Here is a 20094-nt window from a genome sequence, read left to right as displayed (position 1 = left end):
GACTCATGAATTTTTACCATAGCACCCACCGTCATTATTGTGGAATCGATCTGCACGCCCGCAGCCTGTACGTCTGCATCCTCGACCAGCAGGGGGAGGTGTTGCTGCATAAGGAAATCAAAGCCCGCCCGGAACCGCTGTTGGCACTGCTCGAACCCTTTCGCGATGACCTGGTAGTCGGTGTCGAGCGCATGCACTGCTGGTACTGGATCTCGGATCTGTGTGAGGAAATGTTCGGCGACAAATAGGATGACCGGCATGACGTCTAACTGGATCAAACAGGATGATGACTGAAAGCCGGGAGTCCGCTGACTGGTACTCGATACCAAACCGGCCCGGTCTTCTATCACCGCCGTTGAAGCCAGTCGCTTTGATTAGCCACCCCGTGGGCGTGCCTTAATACCATGAGCCAGCGCGCTTACACCGGTCCTGAGCCTGACCCTAACTGGAGCCATGCAGCCCGACACCTTGAATAGTGCCAGTGACCGGTTAACCGATGAATGTCTGGTGCCCCTGACCGACCGAAGGAACGACTGGTCAGGCCGTGGTCCAAAGCCACGTAAGAGAGCCCCTATATGTGTTTGCTGTGAGTGCCTGACAGCCCCCGCGAGACTCGCGAAGCAGGCGTTCTCGCTCATGGGTTTAGGTTGGCCGCTGGTGCGGCCAAAAAAAATGACTATTGCCTATTGATTCCGAGAAGGCTCATATGGGTTATGTGTTTGCACTGCGCCCACCTACAATTGCGAACCAAAAAAACGCTACCCCAGCCAAAACAACCCCCAGCGCGGTGTGATTAGGCTCGATACTCCGAACGTAAAGCAGCGGAGTTGCAGCCATTGCAATCGAAACGAGCACATAGACACCGTAGCGCCACCCTCGGCCGTTACCTAATTTCTTGCGCCATGCATTTAGGAGCAGAGTGCCCGTTGGAATAAAAACAATCATGCCTACTTCGAAAATACCCATGATCCCTCATGACACATAATCGGGATAGGGAGGCGCCTCACGGCGCCCCTCCTCCCACACCACCGGGCATACGGGTCACGTACCACGGCGGTTCGGTTAATTGTTTTGATTCACTACCATGGTGAGCCAACGTCATGAACGTCCATTCAAAACAGCCGAATCGGTAGTGTGCCAACCGGGTTCCAATCACTTGCCAAGCCCACCGCCGCTTCACCAGGTCTGGTGCAATACCGCAGTACCAAGGCAAGGCTTCTCCTCTAAACCGTTCAGCCTTCCTGCCGCTATTCAGCTTCACCGATGCAACACCGGCGAGTAGGCCGCATACTATGCCTCATGCTGACTTCTGCAAGCGATCAGGGCAATTGTCCACCCCTCAGTTGATCCCTCCAACACGCTACAGACCTCCCGGGTAAGACACCAGACTTTCATGGCGTAGACGCTGGATTTATAAAGCGTACCCCAGTTGCGGATGGAGGGCTTCGCTGTCACGTGCCAGCTCGCCCCGAGTACGCCACACCTCATATCCAGTTTCTGTTCGTCGCCCCGCCAATTTGCGTTGAGCTTCCTTCAGACCCCACCTCGCGATGACGCCCTTGCTCTTTCGCTAACCTTCGGCTCCGCGAATACCTGGTATCGGGACTTTCACCCGACAAGTCTAGTGCCATGCCCGGCACACACGCCAGCAATAAACGGCGGCCCGACAGGGCCGTCCGGTGGAGGCCGAAGGCCGGAACAAATTTAATGGCCTTGTTACGTGTTTAATGCAAGCGGCTGGCCACCAGCCTATTTAGGCTAACACCAGCCTCCGCAGCTTCTATCGCCAGGTGACGGTGTGTTTCTGGTGGCACACGCACCATAAACTTACCGCTATATTTTTTTGTTGCCATCGGCTCTGGCGCTAACTCCCCATTCTCTTCCATATCGCTGAGGCATTCTTTAACCAGAACTCTAATACCGGATAGCGCTTCTTCCTGAGTTTCAGCAAGCCAGCTAAGGCTAGGGAACTCAGCACACATTGCGACATATTCCTGGTCTTCTTCCGACCAAGTGACGCGGTATGTATAACGATCAACAAACTTAGCCATTTTTCACCTCCAGCCGCTCGGTAGCAGCGAGCACTTGCCGCACCTAATAAGGCTTGGCTTTACCTTTGGCATTTTGGATATTGACTCGTGGATCTCCCTGCCACGGTGTTTTGTAGACACGATGACTGGAACCCGACTGACGAGCTTCTCCAAAGTAGGTCTCGCAGACCTTGCATAAGTCATTGAACCTTATGCTTTTTGGGTTAGCTCGCATTTTAGCGAGGATATCTTCTATATTTGCCATCACTCAATGGTATCAAAAGTGATACTAAACATAAAGAAGATAGTGCTGAGAGGGGGATGAGTTTGACACACCTGGTAGCTAAGGGCCTTGCGGCCCTTCGCCCCATAAGAACTGTACGTGATAGTTTCCCATCATACAGCTCAAGCCCTTTGAAGGCCGCGCAGGCGACCCACCTATTCATATCCAGTAAGGCCTCCCTTCAGGCGGCCAGTTTCTCGTACGACGAACTGTTGAGGAATCGTCGGTCCCGTCGTGCGTTCATCCGCTGCTTTCGGGCTCTCGCTTCGAAGTAGTCTTTGTCCGCCAGGTCATAGGGATTGGCACCACTGCGGATTTTGCTATGATACCGAATCGGCAAGTCCCCGGCCTTGAACAACCGTATGAGCTTCATACCTGACGCGGTCGGGTAATAGCACCCATACTCAATACGACCTTTGAAACGCCCTCGGTAGCGCTTTCTGATCCATGCCCACGTCTTGGATCGGTGCTCCTGCTGTAACCACTTTTTAACCAGTGGGTAGATCCTGTCATCGACGTAACTCAGGCGTTCTTTCGCTACCACGTGTCGATACGCATAGGCCCAGCCTCTGATGACGGCATTGAGCTTTGCCAGTAAAGCGTGGAAAGGGATGCCACGGTACTTCTTCAGCACACCTCGCACTTTCTCCAGCAACTCCCGGGTTTTGCCGTCTTGCGGCTGGACCAGCAAGGTACCTCGGTATTTCCTGTAGTGAAAGCCCAGGAAGTTGAAGCCTTGCCCAATATGGCGGATGCGATCAAAAACAGGCCTTGATATCGGCTTCCAGAATCCACTGTGCAGCGGTTCTTTGGGCCAGTACGATAAAGCCTTGTTTGCAGGCATCGTGCAAGCTACGCCCCTCTCTGAATCCGTAGGAGTGTTGGTCTCCGGTGGTTTCTGCTATGGGTTTGAGCCCCAACGCATAGAGAGCTTGCATCGCCCGGTCGTGAAGGGTGGGTATCCCTAAAGGGCGGCGATCGCCGTTCTTTTTCGGGATGTAGATCCTGCGCAGCGGTTGCGCTTGATAACCGGCTGTCCCTAGTCTTTGCGCCGCGCGCCAGTATTGGCCGGGTGACGTCCAAAGCACCCCGTCAACACCGGCGGTGCGACTTCCTTTATTGGCTATGACTCGTTTGACCGACAGCACTTTCGCGGCAAACGAGCGCGACAACAGATGCTGCAAAGCACGCGCCTTGCCCCACCTTTGTTCGCGAACAGATTGTGCGATACGCACCTGCAGTCGATAAACGCGCTTTTCAACCTCCGGCCAGTCAATCGCCTGCCAGCGTTGTGCATCGCTTGAAGGTGCACTAGCCTGTTCGGCCATCATTTGCCTTCCTTCATAAAATCAATCCCGAAAATTCTCTCGCACCAAAGCACCAAGGGGACGTCTGCACACTTTCGCGTCGGACAAATCCTGAATCCGTATGTCTTCCATTACAGAAGACCCTTCGCTTCTTCCCCCATCTCATCGACGCAGAGTCTCCGGCTCCATCACGGGTTACCTTCTTCCTCCCTGAAGGCTCTACGACATTGCCATGGTTCATTGTCCCCAACGCTTCATACCAAGTCCTTTTCGCATGGTGGGTAGGATACTGGTGGTAGAACACCAGGTTGCACTTCCGACATCCGCTCAGTTACGGAAAAAACATCGGGTTACAACATATATTCATGCAACTTCATGTCGCAAGTAACGCCCGGCTCACGTGCCGGTTTGGAGCCGCGAAGCGGCGGAAAAGCGGTCGCTGTGCAGCCAATTGTTAAATCCTTCTATGTACGGTATTCTGCACAGGAACAACATTCTGTACAGGAGCAGCCTTATGGATGCCATTAGCTACACAGCCGCTAGAACCAATCTAGCAAAAACCATGGAGCAGGTCTGTGAAGACCATTCTCCTGTGGTCATCACCCGAAGCAAGTCGCAATCCGTTGTGATGATCTCCCTTGAGGACTATGAGGCGTTGCAAGAGACCGCATACCTTCTGCGCGCTCCCAAAAACGCCCGTCGTTTGCTGGAATCCGTTGCCGAACTGGAGCAAGGCGGTGGGCAGGAAAAGGAACTTCTTGAATGAAACTTATCTTCTCCGAGAACGCCTGGGAAGACTATCTGTACTGGCAGAAAACCGACAAAAAAATCCTGAACCGAATCAACAAGCTTATCAAGGAGATCAAACGAGAACCATTCGAGGGAGTGGGCAAACCGGAACCCCTCAAACACAGCCTCGCTGGTTACTGGTCCCGCCGAATTAACGAAGAACACCGCATCGTTTACAAGGTCACGGATGACGCTTTGCTCATTGCCCAGCTCCGGTACCACTACTGATTTAATCGGGATAGGGCGAGGCCTCACAGCCCCGCTCCCCCCACACCACCGGGCATACGGATCACGTACCACGGCGGTTCGGTTGATTGAGTTGTTCAGCGATCCACAAGGTCCGGTAACCCCATCGACATAAAATACTGTCGGGGTAAGGCTTGCGCCAATCCCGGACTGCGGCTCAAACGCCACGGGCCATGAGCCGACTTGGCCGTATTCCAGGCCAGTCTTACACTCACTCCGCGCTTGCACAACTGGCGGTAGCCGGATCGTCCCCATTGCTTCAGGTGATAGCAACGTAGCTTGCGCCGCACCCACTTTTCCAGGTCCTGGATCGGCGATTTCACTTGCGCAAAACCGTAGTGGCCTTTCCAGCCCCTCAGGTACACCGCCAACTCGTCGATCACCGTTTGCATGGTTCGGCCCCGCGTTCGCCGGGTGATCTTCCGCACGCGATACTTGAACTGCCGGATCGCGTCTTCGCTCACCTTGCGGCGCTTTTCCCCACCTCTACGAGTGAACGTGAACCCCAGGAACACCCGCTCCCAGGGGCGACCAACAGCACTCTTTTCCTCATTCACCACCAGTTTCAGTCGGCGACGCAAGTAGCCGGTGATGCTCGCCAGTACTCTCTGCCCTGAACGCTGGCTCTTGACGTAGATGTTGCAGTCGTCCGCGTAGCGGACGAACCGGTGGCCACGTCGCTCCAGTTCCTTGTCCAGTTCGTCGAGCAACAGGTTTGCTAATAGCGGTGACAGTGGACCACCCTGTGGGGTGCCTTCCGAAGCCGGAGCCCAGACATCTCCCACCAAAGCGCCTGCCTTGAGGTAGCTGTTGATCAGTTTGAGTACCCGCTCATCCGTGACTCGCCGCTTCACCAACGTCATCAGTTTGTCGTGGTTGACCCGGTCAAAGAACTTTTCCAGATCCATGTCCACGGTCCATCGGTAGCCTTTGTTGATATAACGCTGGGCTTGGTGGATGGCCTGATGGGCGGAACGCCCCGGTCGGAAGCCATAGCTGGAATGGGAGAAGCTTCCGTCCCACTCCGCCTGCAAGACCTGGAGCAACGCCTGTTGGATCAAGCGGTCGAGTACGGTCGGGATGCCCAGTTTGCGCACGCCACCTTTGGGCTTGGGTATCTCTACCTGACGAACCGGCTGGGGCCGGTAGTCGCCCGCCAGTAGCTGTGCCGCGATGCTGGGCCAGTGCTGTTTTACAAAGGCGGTCAGGTCGTCAACGGTCATGCCGTCTATCCCTGCGCTTCCTTTGTTGCGTTTGACCTGACGGAAAGCGCGGCGCAGGTTGTCCCTCTCCAGCACCCGTTCCATCAGTCGATCGTGAACAACCGGAGTGTCTTCCCTGCCGGATCCAGCCACTACTTCACCCCCTGTTTCCAGGGACAGCGTTTGCTCTTTCTCCGGTGCCTTGTGGGGTCTCATCGCGACAGTGACTGCTCTCTTCATTTAAGCCCGGTAAAGGGCACCGTTCGGGCCTTCCCGCCGACATTCACTTCAGGCCATGCCTGCCGAGTAATCCGCGGTACTATGCCTTCTGCTGACTTCTCCTGTGCGGTCGGGGCCAATCACTCAGCCCCCAGCGGTTTTCGGCTGCACGCAGCGTCCCAGCGCAGCTACAGGAGATCTCCCAGGGTAAGACACCAGACTTTCATTGCGTAGATGCTGGATTTATAAAACGCCGGCCAAATGCAGATGGAGGGCTTAATGGTCACGTGCCCACTGGCCCCACCGACGTCACACCTCATATCCAGTTCCTGTTCGTCATCCCGCCATTTTGCGTTGGGCTTCCTCCAGACATTCCCTCGCGGGTTTGCCCTTGCCCTTTCGCTAACCTTCGGCTCTGCGAATACCTGGTATCGGGACTTTCACCCGACAAGTCTGGTGCCATGCCTGGCACACACGCGAAGATAAGCGGCGCCCTGTAAAGGGCGTCCGGTGGAGGCCAACGGCCGGAACGAACTTGATCGACTTGTGTACGCCCAGCATGGGCATGAACTTATGGGGTGAAAGTCCCCTGTGGGAAGATCACCGTTTAGCCGGTTTTACCCGATTGAACGCTAACCACTAGCGAATGGCAAGGGCCAACCCGTGAGGGGCGGTCTCCGGAACGCCGGCCGGAAGTAAGCCGCTAGCAAAACTGCGAGCTGATGAACAAGAACATCATATGAGGCGTAGGCTGAAGGCGAGTTGGCACCAGACGACGAAGCCACGTGATCTAACGGCCACCGTAAATGATGCAGCAGTGCAGTGACAGTGCATGCTCTTATCTGGGGCGGTCCGACGCATCGGGATCTGCTCAACGAGCGATCGGTTAATTACCAGTCAGGCCACTGGTCGATCAAGCCTGGGCGCAGCCGTTGCCATCGGCGGTTGCGAGCGAATGAGATGGACACCGATAGCGCCGATGGGGGTAACCCCACCGGTGATTGAGCAGAAGTCAGCAGCGGCCACTAGTAGCCAAACGCCCGTCGTAATGGTCGGGACAGGTGAAGGGCCTAACACCGGAAATAAAGGAGGAGCCTGACCGACTTGACGCACGAATGCCGCCCGGCAATGACGTGACTCAGCGTACGGTCACGAAGCCAGCCTTTAGTGAAGATCTACTCGATGCGGTATCTGCAGCCGGGGCTAATCTACAACAAGCCTGGAAAGCAGGTTCGAGCCAATAGGGAGCGGCGGGTATCGATGGCATAATGACCATCGAGGAGTTTCCGCCTGGGTAAAGGGCGGCCATTGGAGTGTGGCCCAGCAGTCGATTCGCATCGGGCGATTACCACCAGCGCCGGTGCAACCGGGTTGAGATCGACAAAACCCGGACGGTGGCAAGCGCCAGCTTGGCATCCCGACGGTGACAGACCGGGTGATTCAGCAAGCCATTGCCCAGATCCTGATGCCCCTGTTCGACCCGGGATTCTCAGCGGACAGCTACGGCTTCCGTCCGGGGCGGAACGCGCACCAGGCGGTGCGACGGGTACAAAGCGCTCTCAAGGAAGGGCGACGCTTTACCGTGGATGTGGACCTGTCGAAGTTCTTCGACCGGGTCAATCACGACCTGCTGATGACACACCTGGGCCACAAGGTCCGGGACAAGCGTTTGCTGGGACTGATTGCCCGGTACCTGCGAGCTGGGATTATCGATAACCAGCTCTATCTGGAGAGTCGGGAAGGTGTCCCACAGGGTGGCCCATTGTCACCCCTGCTGGCCAACATTATGCTCGACCCGCTGGATAAAGAACTGGAACGGCGGGGCCATCGGTTTGCCCGCTACGCGGACGACTTCACCATTGTGGTGAACAGCCGCCGCGCGGGCGACCGGGTGCTGGCCAGCATCAGCCACTTCCTCGAACACCGCCTGAAACTGACGGTCAACACCACCAAGAGCCGGGTGGTCAGAACCAATGACAGCAAGTTCCTGGGCTTCACCTTCAAGGGAACCCAGATCCATTGGCACCCGGACACGCTGCGCAAGTTCAAGCAACGTATCCGGGAACTGACGAATCGGAACTGGGGTGTGTCGATGCACTACCAGCTTTTCAAGGTAAGCCAGTACCTTCGGGGCTGGATCAACTACTTCGGCATCGCCACCGGCTACCAACGCTGCTGCGATCTGGATCACTGGATTCGTCGCCGCGTGCGAATGGCCTACTGACGACAGTGGCGCAAACCGCGAACCAAAGTCAGGAGCCTGATGAAGTTGGGTGTGCACGTGCAGGCCGCCGTAGCGTGTGGCATTACCAGTAAAGGTCCCTGGCGTAGCTCCAAGACGCCCGGCATTCAGCAGGCATTATCCAATGACTATCTGAAAGCCGAGGGTCTGGTATCGCTGCGTGATGGATGGATCAAGCTTCACCATTCCCGGTGAAACGCCCTGTGCGGAGCCGCATGCAGGGTGTTGTGGGGGCTGGGGGTTAAATACCCCCGGCTACCCGATTATGTAGTGCGCGGCGCAAACATGATGATTGCCATGCCCACTAAAGCGACTGCTGAGCCAACCAAGTCCCAGGCCGTTGGACGGATGCCATCCACTGCCCACAGCCAGAGAATTGCCATGAAAATATAAACGCCACCATACGCAGCATAGACTCTACCCGCAGCGGTCGGATGTAATGACAGCAGCCAAGCAAATGCCGCAAGACTCAGCGCACCTGGTACCAGAAGCCAGATAGTTTTACCTTCGCGAAGCCAGAGATAGGGTAAATAACAGCCAACAATCTCCGCTAAAGCGGTAACGAAGAATAGGCCAATGGTTTTCAACTCAGGCAAAAGAACCTACTCCTTGGCAGTAACACATAACGCCCGCTATCACCGGTGACAAAACCGGAGCGAAGCGGAGGGTTTGGCATCCGGTGCATGGCATTATGTGGGCCTGCCTCGAAGGTCAAAAGCAAACGTTCACCAACCGTCGTATCGTATTCCGTTTTCTTGAAGAAAATCTCCCTGCCTTTCAAGATAACTCTCCGTACGCCTAGTGTAGACCTCGCCTTCTTTTTTGTGATCGTAAGGCGTAGCCTCGTACCGCCCCACTTCAATCGCATTTTCCGCCCCGTTCATGATCCAGACAACCACTGTTCCTCCAGGTGCCAGACCAAATACGAGGTTGTAACGAGGTACCTCAAGAATATTGCCATACCGCTCAAGTTTGGTGATTTGTTTCATTTTATCTTCGATTTCTCGAGCATTCTCTAGTTTGATCAACGCCCGGTAAGATTGCTGTTCTGCAAACGAAAACCACTTGATGAGCACCAGCCCCGGCATTGCCTGCCATTCTGCGTTTTTTCCAGACGGATGTTTCCAACAGCAGGTGATTATGCCGATGGGTGCCCGCCAACCGATTTCACCCGACACAGATTCGAGGATAAAAGTCTCCACCCATGCATCGTAGTGTTGCGGCACCACAACGGAGATACTTCGATAGGAGGGATCCGGGCCATACGTTGGTTCTTCTGATTCAGTGTGATCCGAACACCCCAGAAGCAAAAAAACGCAAAGACTGACGACGAGCGTTTTAATACTCATGGTATTCCCCCTCAATCCATTGCCCTTTATTCGGATGGACGGTTCGGCGGCCATACTCGCCGGGCTTGAAAGGGTATAAGGGGCCAAGAAGCAGGTAATGATCGGAATGGTGAATATATCGCTGTTTCAGTAGTGCTCTGGATTCCGGTGTCATCAACAGCGGACCGCCATGCCAGACATGGGCCGCGAGATTTCTGGCGACGGTTATTAACTCATCAGGAAGAGAAAGTGACGAGTCTTCAGGATCAATCACATCAAAAGGCACACCAGCATCCACCGCCAACTTATGCATCAGGTACAGCGGAATACGGGAGTATTCACCACGAACCTCGCGGTCCAGCCAAAGGCGAAGCGTGATGTCGCCACCAGGCAAACCACGTGAGCGCTCCTGTTCAATTTCAAGTGTGGCGAGTGGGTTAAGTGGCCCAATCCAAGCCTCGTTTTTAATCAGCGCCCGTTCCTGCAACATGCGGGAGAATTCGAAACTGGCTTCGGGATTACGACGGTCCTTTCCTTTGACGACCAGGGGCGGGCGAACTTCAATCCGTTCCCGGAAGCGATCCGGGTAACCGCCGCCAATATCAGAGTGGACACCAGGCAACACCCATTCGCTGAAGTGGTCCGGCAAGCTGCCGGACTCACCCCTGAGGCTGTTGAGTGAGAAGTTGTGCCGACGCTCATCCCTCGCGGCAAACTGAACGACTCGTTCGGCATCCTCCGGCCGTAGGTTGACGTTGATACGTCCGGTTTCTGCATCGTGAGCCGATACGTCCAGATTGCCGAGGTCGGCAATCCCCGCAACAGTATCGAACAGGCCGACAAAACGAACGGTAACTTTCTTGGGCCATGGGATGCCCTGCCGCTCGAATGCTCTGACTAACCTTCCCTTATATTCACCATATAAGGAACCCGTTGTGTCACGAACCTCCCGCCTGACAAAATGCCGCGCAGTCGCCGCGCCACGGCTGAAGCCGAAAACGTCAAGAATCAGTTCATCTATGGGTTCGCTGACATAATCAAAAACGTCAATCGCCAGATTGGCACAGCCTTGATCGATTTTCTTGAGTATCCCTTGTTCGCCAAGGCCGAGTCCCATGCTGGGGCCATCGTCAGCTTCTCCGGACTTTGTACCCACACCGGATACGTAAGATGAAATGCGGTGAACTTGGTCGCGGTCGCCACTCTGGACTTGGCCCTGCTGATACATTCGCTCTAACTTGGAGACATTGGTTTCCGCATTAAGGTAACTGCCCTCCATGATCTGCGACAGTTCGCTGCTGCATTCTTCTTCTGAAATGGCTCCGGCATCATTGGCCGTCAGACACTCGTCCATCTGCTGCTGATACGTCTGGGTGTTGTCGCGGTTATTGCCAGTGCCGTCGAAAAAGATGCCAGCCTCTACCCGAACCTTGGGGCGATCTTCTTCAGCGGGGGAATCTTCCGGTTCTTCGTCCGGCAAGCCTTCGTCAATCAACGCACCCTTCTGAGCGGCTTTGCGAACAAATTCCTGCGGGTCTTTGTCCAGCAACTTTTTGGCGGCGCGGGTAAGTTGGCCTTTGTCATCCAGTGTGCCAGCCATGGCGAAATCCACAACCGGTGCCGTGTTAGTGGCCACACCCAAAATCACTCGTGGATTACCGCTGACAATGGAACCACCATGATTGGTGGGGCTGCCAAGGTACGCCACAGGCATACCATCAGCCAACGCCAGTGGGTAGCCTTGAGTAATAACGGCACCGCAGCCGGTGACATCGCCCACCCGGGCAATGGGTTTACCTTCAACAAGGATGCTGGAGCCGTTGGGCATGATGGGGGAGGAGCCGTGCCCTTTGATCGGGCAAACGTGCATGTCGCCGACGCAGGCGGCAATCAGATTGCTCATGGTGAGAGTTCCTTTCAGTAAAAAGTAGCTTCCTGGCTACCCGTGATTAAACATTGCCCAAAACCCGTGAGTGTAGCATGGTTGGCACCACATAACGCTTTTGTTTAGCGGCAGCCTTTGCGTAGCGAAGCGGAGAAAAGGCTGTCCGGTGGAGGCCCGCCAGGGCCGTAACGAACTGGAACTATTGGGGTTAGGTGCCAACCATACCCAGTAACCAGTAACCGAAAGCCCAAGCACATAAGAGCCATACAACAATAACTACAGCGGCTGCACCATTGCTGACTGGCTGAGCCGCCACTTCAGCCGCTCTCGTCCGGCTTACCTCTATGACCAATGCTGGCGTCAGCTTGATAACAAGCATGATGCCTAATGGCAACAGAATAACGTCATCCAAATAGCCAAGGACAGGTATAAAGTCTGGAATTAGGTCTATTGGGCTCAAGGCGTATGCTGCGATTGCAAGTGCGAGAAGCTTTACGAATATTGGTGTATCCGGATTCCGCGCAATAAAGTAAACGGTCAACGCATCATGCTTGATGCGTCTTGCGGACTCTTTAAGCTTTCTCATCAACTCCATAAGCACCTAACTCGGCATAATCCGGAATGCGGCATTATGGCGCTTATGCCGAATTCGGCATAACCGGCATACCTTCGCTACCGAATTGCTGAAACGAGGTAACGACATCCGCACGGTGCAGGATTTACTCGGCCATTCGGACTTGCGCACCACGCAAATCTATACCCATGTACTGGGCCAGGGTTTTGCCGGGGTGCGCAGTCCCCTGGGTTAGCCTTTGCGCTAACTCATGGTCAGTGCGTATTCACCACTCCAGTTGTGCCCCGGTCTGGTACTCGATCACCCGAGTCTCGAAGAAGTTCTTCTCCTTGCGCAGGGTGGCCTGTTCATCCAGCCAGGGTGAGACGTTTTGCGCGCCGGGGAACGGCTCTTCCAGGCCCACGGTTCTGGCTCGGCGGTTGGCCACGAAGCGGAACTGCTCGCTGTGGTACTCGGCGGAGTAACCCAGGATGGGGTCGCGCAGGATGTAGTTGGCGTAGGCGGTTTCCGCCGCTTCTGACTCATCCCACATCTCGCGCACGGCTTTGGGATCGAAGGTGATGCTCTCCTCTTCCATAATCTGGTTCACCACTTTCAAGCCGAAGGAGAAGTGCATGGCTTCGTCCCGCAGGATGTACTGCAGCTGCTCACCGGTGCCGCGCATGAGGCCGCGGCGCTGGAGGGCGAAGATGGGACTGAAGCCGTTGTAGAACCAGGTGCCTTCGAACACGGCCGCAAAGAACAGGTAGGACATGATGAATTCCTCCAGGTCATCCTTGTTGCGCAGGTTCATGTCCGGGCGCATGGCGGCGTTCAGCCGGCGGTTGGCAATTTGGATTTTGCCGTTGATGGCGGGCACCACCCGGTAGCGGTTGTAGATCTCGCTCTGGTCCAGGTTCAGGGTTTCGATGCAGTGCTGGTAGGCCCAGGTGTGCATGGCTTCTTCGTACACCTGCCGGGCCTGGTAGATCTGCAGTTCCGGCGCGCTCATCTTTTCCATCACAGCCAGGCCGATGTTGCGCATGGCGAGGATGTCGGAGGTGGTGAGGTAGGCCAGCACGTTCTCGTACACGTGCTTTTCCGGCGCGGTCAGCCGGTGGTGGTAGTCATGGACGTCCTGGGCCATGTTGACGTCCAGCGGCGTCCAGTGGTTCTTGTTGGCGTTCATGAAGTACTCCCAGGCCCAGGGGTACCTGAATGGCGCAAGCTGGTTGATGTCGGTGTTGCCGTTGACGACGCGTTTGTCGTCCACATTCACTGGGGCCGGGGCGTCTGGATTGGCGGCCCTGGTTTCGGTTTTTGGTTCGTCGTCCCAGTTCAGCATTATTCGTTCCTTTTAATTTGATTTGCCACGGACCCACACGGACAAAGACAAAGATGTTTTTTCGTCCGTGTGGGTCCGTGAGTGTCCGTGGCTAAAAAAGTCAGTTACTGACAGGCCTCGCAGTCCGGATTATCGATGCTGCAAACCTGCGGCTGTGGCGCGGATACGGGTGCGATTTTTTCGGCGCCGGTAGCTCCCAGGGAACGCAGGTAGTAGGTGGTTTTCAGGCCCCGTTCCCAGGCCAGTTGGTACAGGGCATCCAGTTTCTTGCCGCTGGGTTCGGCCATGTAGAGGTTCAGGCTCTGAGCCTGGTCCAGCCATTTCTGGCGGCGGGCGGCGGCTTCCACCAGCCAGCGGGCGTCAAGCTCGAACGCAGTGGCGTAGCGGGCTTTCAGTACCGCCGGAATACGGTCGATCTGCTGCACGGAGCCGTCGAAGTATTTCAGGTCGTTGACCATTACGTTGTCCCACAGCCCCTCCGCCTTGAGATCCCGAACCAGTGAGGGATTGACCACCGTGAACTCGCCGGAGAGGTTCGATTTCACGAACAGGTTCTGGTACGCAGGTTCAATAGACTGGGACACGCCCACAATGTTGGAAATGGTCGCCGTAGGGGCAATGGCCATGACGTTGCTGTTGCGCATACCGTGTTGGGCAATCAGTTCCCGCACCGGGGTCCAGTCCAGCCGGGCATTGGTATTAATGGACAGGTCCCCTTCCCTGCGTGCGTTTTTGAGCAGGCTGATGGAGTCGATGGGCAGGATGCCTCGCTGCCAGAGGGAGCCGTCATAGCTGTCGTAAGCGCCGCGCTCACCCGCCAGCGTGGCCGAGGCGCGGATGGCGAAGTAGCTGAGCTGTTCCATGGCGACATCGGCAAACTCCACTGCCTCGGGGCTGGAGTATGGCAGGCCCAGCTGGTAGAGCGCGTCCTGAAAACCCATCAGGCCAAGACCCACCGGGCGGTGCCTGAGGTTGGAATTGCGGGCCTGGGGTACGGCGTAGTAGTTGATGTCGATGACGTTATCGAGCATGCGCACGGCGGTGGTCACGGTGCGCTCCAGTCGCTGCACATCCAGCTCGCCGTTGGCGATGTGGGCGGCCAGGTTCACCGAGCCCAGATTGCACACGGCAATTTCATCAGCGCTGGTGTTCAGGGTGATTTCCGTGCACAGATTGGAGCTATGCACCACGCCCCGGTGCTGCTGGGGTGAACGCAGGTTGCAGGGGTCCTTGAAGGTGATCCAGGGGTGGCCAGTCTCGAACAGCACAGTGAGCATCTTGCGCCACAGTTGTTTGGCCGGGGTCTTCCTGAACAGGTTGATCTTGCCCTGCTCCGCCAGTGCCTCGTAATACTCATAGCGTTCACGGAAAGCATTGCCGTAAAGATCGTGCAGATCGGACACATCGCTGGGGGAGAACAGCGTCCAGTCGCGGTCTTCGCGCATGCGTTCGATCAGCAGGTCCGGTACCCAGTTGGCGGTGTTCATATCGTGGGTGCGGCGGCGTTCATCACCGGTGTTCTTGCGCAGCTCCAGGAATTCCTCAATGTCCAGGTGCCAGCTTTCCAGATAGGCGCACACCGCGCCCTTGCGCTTGCCGCCCTGGTTCACCGCCACGGCGGTGTCGTTCACCACTTTCAGGAAGGGCACCACGCCCTGGCTCTGACCGTTGGTGCCCTTGATGTGAGCGCCCAGCGCCCGCACCGGTGTCCAGTCGTTGCCCAGACCGCCGGCCCATTTGGAGAGCAGGGCGTTGTCGCGGATGGCGCCGTAGATGTCTTCGAGGTCGTCGCCGACAGTCGTCAGGTAGCAGGAAGACAGCTGGGAATGGCGGGTGCCGCTGTTGAACAGCGTCGGTGTGGAAGCCATGTAATCGAAACTGGACAGCAGCTTGTAGAACTCGATGGCGCGCGCATTCGGATCGTCTTCACGCAGGGCAAGGCCCATGGCCACCCGCATGAAGAATACCTGCGGCAGCTCAAGCCGGGCCTTGTTCCAGTGCAGGAAATACCGGTCGTACAGGGTTTGCAAACCAAGGAAACCGAACTGCAGGTCCCGCTCCGGTTTCAGGGCCGCGCCCAGGCGCTCCAGATCGTAGGCCGCCAGCGCTTCGTCCAGAAGCTCATAGCGAATACCGGCCTCAATGAATGCCGAGAGTGCCTGCGGGTAGATTTCCGCCAGCGGCCGGCTGATGGGCAGGTTCAGGGCGGCGGCATTCTCCAGTCTCAGCTGTTCCAGCAGCAAACGCGCAGTAACTACGCTGTAATCCGGCTCCTGCTCGATCCGGCTGCGGGCGGTCATGATCAGCGCGGAGAGTACGTCTTCCTCGGCGATGCCGTCATAAAGATTGGTGAGTGCATCGTCCACCAGGGAATCGCCATCAATGCCTTCGAGCCCGGTCGCCGCCTGCTCCACCTGGAGCTTCATCAGGCCAAGATCGAGGGCGGCGATCTCGCCGCTGGTTTTCTTCACGGTCAGGTGCGGGTGGGCCTCCACCGGGGCATGGCGGGCACGCTCGCGGGCGTGCTCTTCCCGATACAGCACATACGCCCTGGCCACTTTCTGTTCCTCGGCCCGCATCAGGGCCAGTTCCACCTGGTCCTGGATGTCTTCGATGTGCACTTTACCGCCGGCTTTCAGGCGCCGGCCAATGGCGTGGATAACCTGTTCGGTGACCCGGTGCACAGCATCGTTAATACGGGCAGAACCGGCGGCTTTGTCCCCTTCCACGGCCAGAAACGCCTTGGTGACGGCGACGCTGATCTTGGACAGATCAAAGCCAACGAGGGTGCCGTTGCGTTTGATGACCTGCAGGGATTGGGTATCGGCGTGTGAGGTTGACCGGGGTTCGGCCAGGGCAGAGGCGGACATGCTTTGTTCTCCTGAATACGCGTTGAGTTCCATAACCTTCGCGTAGGCAGGGGATCTGAGCAGCAGCACCGTAGGATTAGCGAATGCGTAATCCGACCTACGAGCCTGGCCTGGGTCCGATCTGCTCACCTTGAAACGCGAAGGTGCAGTGTTCTCCCAGGCAGGTCTTCGGACTCAGGGGCGTGAATCGTTCGATTCAGCCTTGCGTGGCGACTTCCCGGCTTGCGCCAGTGTCTGTGATGCCACGCTCGTTCCCCAATACCGCTGCGCGTCAGTTCCGGAGTCTCACCGGATTCCCGATACCAGGATGTAGGGATTGATCAGGCGCCAACCATGTTGGTTATGCGATGGTCACTACATATGGTATTTTGCCAAGGATGGAGACACTATATACAGGTAGCTTTTACAGAACAAGGCACTTTCCGGTAAAACATCTGTCTGCCTTCTTACTGTCTGAGCAGAGGAAAACCGTCATGCATTTAACCGGGTATTGCAAAACCTGGGCTCTGAGCCTCGTTTGTTTGTTGGCGTTTTCCCAGGCCGGTGCGCAGGAAGCAATCCTGACTCCGTTTTCTGAAATGCAGTCCCTTAACGACGGCTGGGAGCCTCTGGAGTTTCCCAAAATCGACCAGCTCACCCGCTATGAGTTGGTAACAGAGGATGGAGAACAGGTGGTGAAGGCCACCACCAGGGGCGGAGCTTCCGGCCTGATTGCCCGGGTGAATCTGGAACCGTCCGACTCGCTGGTTCTGCAATGGCGCTGGAAAGTCTCAAACGTTTTTGAACAGGGTGATGCCCGGGAAAAGTCGGGGGATGACTACCCCGCCCGAATCTATGTCGCCTTTGAATTTCAGCCTGAGAAGGCCGGCTTTTTCGAACGTGCCAAACGCAAAACCGTGGAGGTGCTGTTCGGAGAAACCCTACCGGGCAATGCCCTGAACTACATCTGGGCCAACACCTTGCCAGAGGGTGAGTTCGTGCCCAACCCCTACACGGAGAAGACCGTGATGGTCGCCGTCAATTCCGGCTCAAAACAGGTCGGTGAATGGGTCACGATTGAACGGGATATCATGGCCGATTATCGAAAGGCCTTTGGCGAGGCACCGCCACCGGTGGTGGGCATTGCCATCATGTCGGATTCGGACAACACCGGCGAAACCGCAACAGCCTGGTACGGTGATATCGTGCTCAATCCCTGATATATCCCTGTGCAAAGGGCCGTTTACCGAAGTTCCTCGGGGAACCCTGGTATCACATAACCTCCGGTAATTTCACGCACCGGGGGCACTTCGCCCTTCTCCACCAGTCGCAGGTAGGCATCATCAAAGTCGTCCCGCAGCAACGCTGCACGGGGATGTGCAAGCGAGAAAATCCACGCGGCATTGCGGGTGCGCACTTCCGATTCCCGGATAACACTATCCGAAGGCTCTGTCAGGATTTCCTGAACCGGTTGCCGGTAATCCAGGAGATAGTCACCCCGCTTGCGCTTCAGCATATCAACGGCCGATCGGTGGTTCGGCGCTTCGGTTACCCGTATGCCACCGTTCTGTTCCAGCCAGGCCAAAAGACCACCGTAGGTGTAGCCGCCAATCACGATCACCCGTTTGCCTTGAAGCAGATCAAAATGATCAAGGGCCGGGGTGCCTTCACGGTACCAGGCACTCAGTTGCACAGCCAACGGGCTGACCCAGCTCTCCAGGACATCGTCCACCAGGCGTGGAACCTCGGTCACACCGGGCCAGACATCGATCCTTCCGTTGCTCAGGTAAAGATACGTGCGACTCAGCGGCAAGTAGACAAATTCCGGCTTGTAGCCCGCCTCAACCGCCACTTTACGGGTAAGTTCGATGAAGCTGCCTGCCGGTGCGCCGTCGTCGGTTTGATAGGTAATGGGCGGAAACTCGACATAAGCCACGCGAAGGGTTTTTGCGCCCGGGCCAGACTGGGCGGTGGCGCTTGTTGATAACAGAGCGGCTACCAACAGGATAACGAGCCGGGCGACATGAAAGAGCCCGGGCGTCAGGAAGACAAACAAGTGAAGTGAAAAGCTGCTGCGCATGGAATCCGGAAATGTCGGGTCTGTTTAAGCAAAGATTAACAGACCCGACCAAATCTACACTGACACTGCCCGCAAAAAAACCGGGAAGATTGTCAAATATAGTTAATTACCATGTACAGGCCGACTCCGCCCATCACCAGTGTGTAGGGAAACGCCATGATGACCATCTTGCCATAGGATAAACGCACCAGCGGAGCAATGGCGGATGTCAGCAGAAACAGGAACGCGGCCTGGCCATTCGGTGTAGCAACACTTGGTAGATTGGTGCCTGTGTTGATGGCAACCGCCAGCTTCTGGAAGTGCTCATAGCTGATAGCACCGGCATCCAGGGCCTGCTTGACCTCACTGATGTAAACCGTCGCTACAAACACGTTATCGCTGATCATCGAGAGAATGCCGTTGGCGATGAAGAACATGCCGGGCTGCTGGTTGGCCGGCAACGAGAGCACGTAATCAATGATCGGCTTGAACAGGTGCTGTTCGTGAATTACAGCCACCACGGCGAAGAAAACCACCAGCAGAGAGGTGAAAGGCAGCGATTCCTGGAACGCCCTGCCGATCTGGTGCTCGTCGGTAACGCCGGTAAACGAGGTAATCAGGATAATCACCAGCAAGCCAATCAGGCCCACCTCGGCCAGATGAAACGCCAGCCCCACCACCAGGATCAGCGCGGCCAGGGCCTGAACCCACAGGGCGGCCTGGTCTGCCTTGGTCCGTTTGGCGCGCTCGTTATCGGCAAACTCCTCCAGCACCCGGCGAACGGGTTTTGGCAGCCGTCCGCCGTAACCAAACCAGCGCAGCTTCTCCAGGGCCCAGCAGGTGAACAGACCCGCCGCCAGTACCGGCAAACTGACCGGCGCCACGCGCAGGAAGAAGGTCGCAAAATCCCAGCCCACCACTTTCGCGATCAGCAGGTTCTGGGGCTCGCCCACCATGGTCGCCACGCCACCCAAGGCGGTGCCGATGGCACCATGCATCAGCAGGCTGCGCAGGAAAGCGCGGAAATTTTCCAGGTCCTCCCGGTGCAGCTCGATCACTTCTTCGTCGCTGTTGGCATTGTGGTCGGCGTGTTGATAGCCCTTGCCGGAAGCCACCTTGTGATAAACAGCATAGAAACCCACGGCGACCGAGATAATAACGGCGGTTACCGTCAAGGCATCCAGAAAAGCCGACAACAACGCGGCCGCACCGCAAAACAGCAGCGACAGCGCCGATTTGGACCGCACACCCACCAGGATCTGGGTGAAGGTCACCAGCAACAGCTCCTTCATGAAATAGATCCCCGCCACCATGAACATCAGCAACAGGATCACCGGGAAGTTGGTCAGCACCTCCAGATACACTGCATCCGGGTTAGTCAGCCCGATCAGCAGGGCCTCCACAGCCAGCAGGCCACCGGGCAACAGCGGATAGCACTTCAGGGCCATGGCCAGAGTGAAGATGAACTCGGCAATCAAAAGCCAGCCCGCCGCTCCGGGCCCAAGCACATACATCACAATCGGGTTGGCAATGAGAAACAGCAGGATCACCTGCTTGTACCAGACAGGCGCCTTGCCAAGGAAGTTGTAGGTAAAGCCGGAGATAACAGTCGTGGGCATTGCGAAAATCTTCTGAGAGAACGGGTTGTCGGTATTGTGTGGCAGAGCGTCGACATCTTCCTTGATATTTATGTACCGGGGTATGGTCCAAAGGTACATTGTTTGACCGTATTTGGTCTTAATAACAACAAGAAGGTG

18 protein-coding genes, 2 pseudogenes and 1 riboswitch are annotated in these 20094 nt (G+C 56.4%); of the genes and pseudogenes, 7 read left to right on the top strand and 13 right to left on the bottom strand.

The features are described 5' to 3' along the window. Window positions 1-5: 5 nt before the first annotated feature. Window positions 6-224 (top strand): annotated as a pseudogene (locus D0851_RS12765) (IS110 family transposase); the annotation flags it as partial. A 487-nt stretch (window positions 225-711) separates the two neighbouring features. On the opposite strand, the gene D0851_RS12760 reads toward D0851_RS12765, so the two are convergent. From D0851_RS12760 to D0851_RS20600, 4 genes are all read right to left on the bottom strand, one after another. Further along, entirely contained in the window at window positions 712-966 is a 255-nt protein-coding gene (locus D0851_RS12760) for a hypothetical protein (protein WP_117618978.1), read from the bottom strand. Between the two features lie 758 nt (window positions 967-1724). Next, complete coding sequence (locus tag D0851_RS12755) at window positions 1725-2051, bottom strand: type II toxin-antitoxin system HicB family antitoxin (RefSeq protein ID WP_117618977.1); 327 nt, start codon at window positions 2049-2051, stop codon at window positions 1725-1727. A gap of 443 nt (window positions 2052-2494) precedes the next feature. Further along, the gene (locus D0851_RS20605; RefSeq protein WP_227539295.1) at window positions 2495-3004 is read right to left on the bottom strand and encodes a group II intron maturase-specific domain-containing protein; all 510 of its coding nucleotides are present in this window, start codon (window positions 3002-3004) and stop codon (window positions 2495-2497) included. A 67-nt stretch (window positions 3005-3071) separates the two neighbouring features. Further along, entirely contained in the window at window positions 3072-3644 is a 573-nt protein-coding gene (locus tag D0851_RS20600; protein ID WP_227539294.1) for a reverse transcriptase N-terminal domain-containing protein, read from the bottom strand. A gap of 490 nt (window positions 3645-4134) precedes the next feature. On the opposite strand from D0851_RS20600, the gene D0851_RS12740 reads away from it, so the two are divergent. Both D0851_RS12740 and D0851_RS12735 read left to right on the top strand, forming a co-directional pair. Further along, complete coding sequence (locus D0851_RS12740; RefSeq protein ID WP_117618975.1) at window positions 4135-4386, top strand: type II toxin-antitoxin system Phd/YefM family antitoxin; 252 nt, start codon at window positions 4135-4137, stop codon at window positions 4384-4386. Then, window positions 4383-4637, top strand: a complete 255-nt coding sequence (locus tag D0851_RS12735) for a Txe/YoeB family addiction module toxin (protein ID WP_117618974.1) — start codon at window positions 4383-4385, stop codon at window positions 4635-4637. Before D0851_RS12740 ends, D0851_RS12735 begins: the two co-directional genes overlap by 4 nt. A gap of 95 nt (window positions 4638-4732) precedes the next feature. Here D0851_RS12735 and ltrA read toward each other — a convergent pair whose 3' ends face one another. After that, entirely contained in the window at window positions 4733-6073 is a 1341-nt protein-coding gene (ltrA, locus tag D0851_RS12730; RefSeq protein ID WP_117618973.1) for a group II intron reverse transcriptase/maturase, read from the bottom strand. Window positions 6074-7511: 1438 nt separating this feature from the next. On the opposite strand from ltrA, the gene D0851_RS20595 reads away from it, so the two are divergent. Together D0851_RS20595 and D0851_RS20590 are read left to right on the top strand one after the other, a co-directional pair. Continuing rightward, window positions 7512-8300, top strand: a complete 789-nt coding sequence (locus D0851_RS20595; RefSeq protein WP_264756446.1) for a group II intron reverse transcriptase/maturase — start codon at window positions 7512-7514, stop codon at window positions 8298-8300. Between the two features lie 39 nt (window positions 8301-8339). Beyond that, window positions 8340-8513, top strand: a complete 174-nt coding sequence (locus tag D0851_RS20590; protein ID WP_227539269.1) for a hypothetical protein — start codon at window positions 8340-8342, stop codon at window positions 8511-8513. A gap of 68 nt (window positions 8514-8581) precedes the next feature. Here D0851_RS20590 and D0851_RS12720 read toward each other — a convergent pair whose 3' ends face one another. From D0851_RS12720 to D0851_RS12705, 4 genes are all read right to left on the bottom strand, one after another. Continuing rightward, the gene (locus tag D0851_RS12720) at window positions 8582-8914 is read right to left on the bottom strand and encodes a YnfA family protein (RefSeq protein ID WP_117618972.1); all 333 of its coding nucleotides are present in this window, start codon (window positions 8912-8914) and stop codon (window positions 8582-8584) included. 129 nt (window positions 8915-9043) lie between these two features. Then, window positions 9044-9667: a DUF2931 family protein gene (locus D0851_RS12715; RefSeq protein WP_162893731.1), complete on the bottom strand. Its 624-nt coding sequence runs from the start codon at window positions 9665-9667 to the stop codon at window positions 9044-9046. Then, complete coding sequence (locus tag D0851_RS12710) at window positions 9657-11549, bottom strand: phospholipase effector Tle1 domain-containing protein (protein WP_117618970.1); 1893 nt, start codon at window positions 11547-11549, stop codon at window positions 9657-9659. The genes D0851_RS12715 and D0851_RS12710 overlap by 11 nt, the downstream gene beginning before the upstream one ends. Before the next feature lie 190 nt (window positions 11550-11739). Next, window positions 11740-12117 (bottom strand): YkvA family protein, encoded by a 378-nt coding sequence (locus D0851_RS12705; RefSeq protein ID WP_227539293.1) that lies wholly within the window; start codon window positions 12115-12117, stop codon window positions 11740-11742. A 73-nt stretch (window positions 12118-12190) separates the two neighbouring features. Here D0851_RS12705 and D0851_RS12700 point away from each other — a divergent pair. Continuing rightward, window positions 12191-12340 (top strand): annotated as a pseudogene (locus tag D0851_RS12700) (tyrosine-type recombinase/integrase); the annotation flags it as partial. Between the two features lie 30 nt (window positions 12341-12370). Here the strand turns inward: D0851_RS12700 and D0851_RS12695 are convergent. Beyond that, entirely contained in the window at window positions 12371-13429 is a 1059-nt protein-coding gene (locus D0851_RS12695) for a ribonucleotide-diphosphate reductase subunit beta (protein WP_117618968.1), read from the bottom strand. A 104-nt stretch (window positions 13430-13533) separates the two neighbouring features. Beyond that, on the bottom strand, window positions 13534-16299 hold the full coding sequence (locus D0851_RS12690; RefSeq protein WP_117618967.1) for a ribonucleoside-diphosphate reductase subunit alpha: 2766 nt from the start codon (window positions 16297-16299) through the stop codon (window positions 13534-13536). A 141-nt stretch (window positions 16300-16440) separates the two neighbouring features. Further along, window positions 16441-16650: riboswitch (cobalamin riboswitch) on the bottom strand. Between the two features lie 227 nt (window positions 16651-16877). Here D0851_RS12690 and D0851_RS12685 point away from each other — a divergent pair. Beyond that, a complete protein-coding gene (locus D0851_RS12685; protein WP_264756487.1) occupies window positions 16878-17498 on the top strand; it encodes a DUF3047 domain-containing protein in 621 nt (206 codons plus the stop codon). 23 nt (window positions 17499-17521) lie between these two features. On the opposite strand, the gene D0851_RS12680 is transcribed toward D0851_RS12685, so the two are convergent. Then, window positions 17522-18358, bottom strand: a complete 837-nt coding sequence (locus D0851_RS12680) for a substrate-binding periplasmic protein (RefSeq protein ID WP_117618966.1) — start codon at window positions 18356-18358, stop codon at window positions 17522-17524. Between the two features lie 92 nt (window positions 18359-18450). After that, complete coding sequence (nhaB, locus tag D0851_RS12675) at window positions 18451-19956, bottom strand: sodium/proton antiporter NhaB (RefSeq protein WP_117620397.1); 1506 nt, start codon at window positions 19954-19956, stop codon at window positions 18451-18453. Window positions 19957-20094 lie beyond the last annotated feature (138 nt).

Origin of the sequence: Marinobacter sp. Arc7-DN-1, from assembly GCF_003441595.1 — a bacterium.
GTDB lineage: Bacteria > Pseudomonadota > Gammaproteobacteria > Pseudomonadales > Oleiphilaceae > Marinobacter > Marinobacter metalliresistant.
The sequence above is the reverse complement of the archived record's forward strand: the minus strand, read 5'-3'. Positions and strand labels throughout refer to the sequence as shown.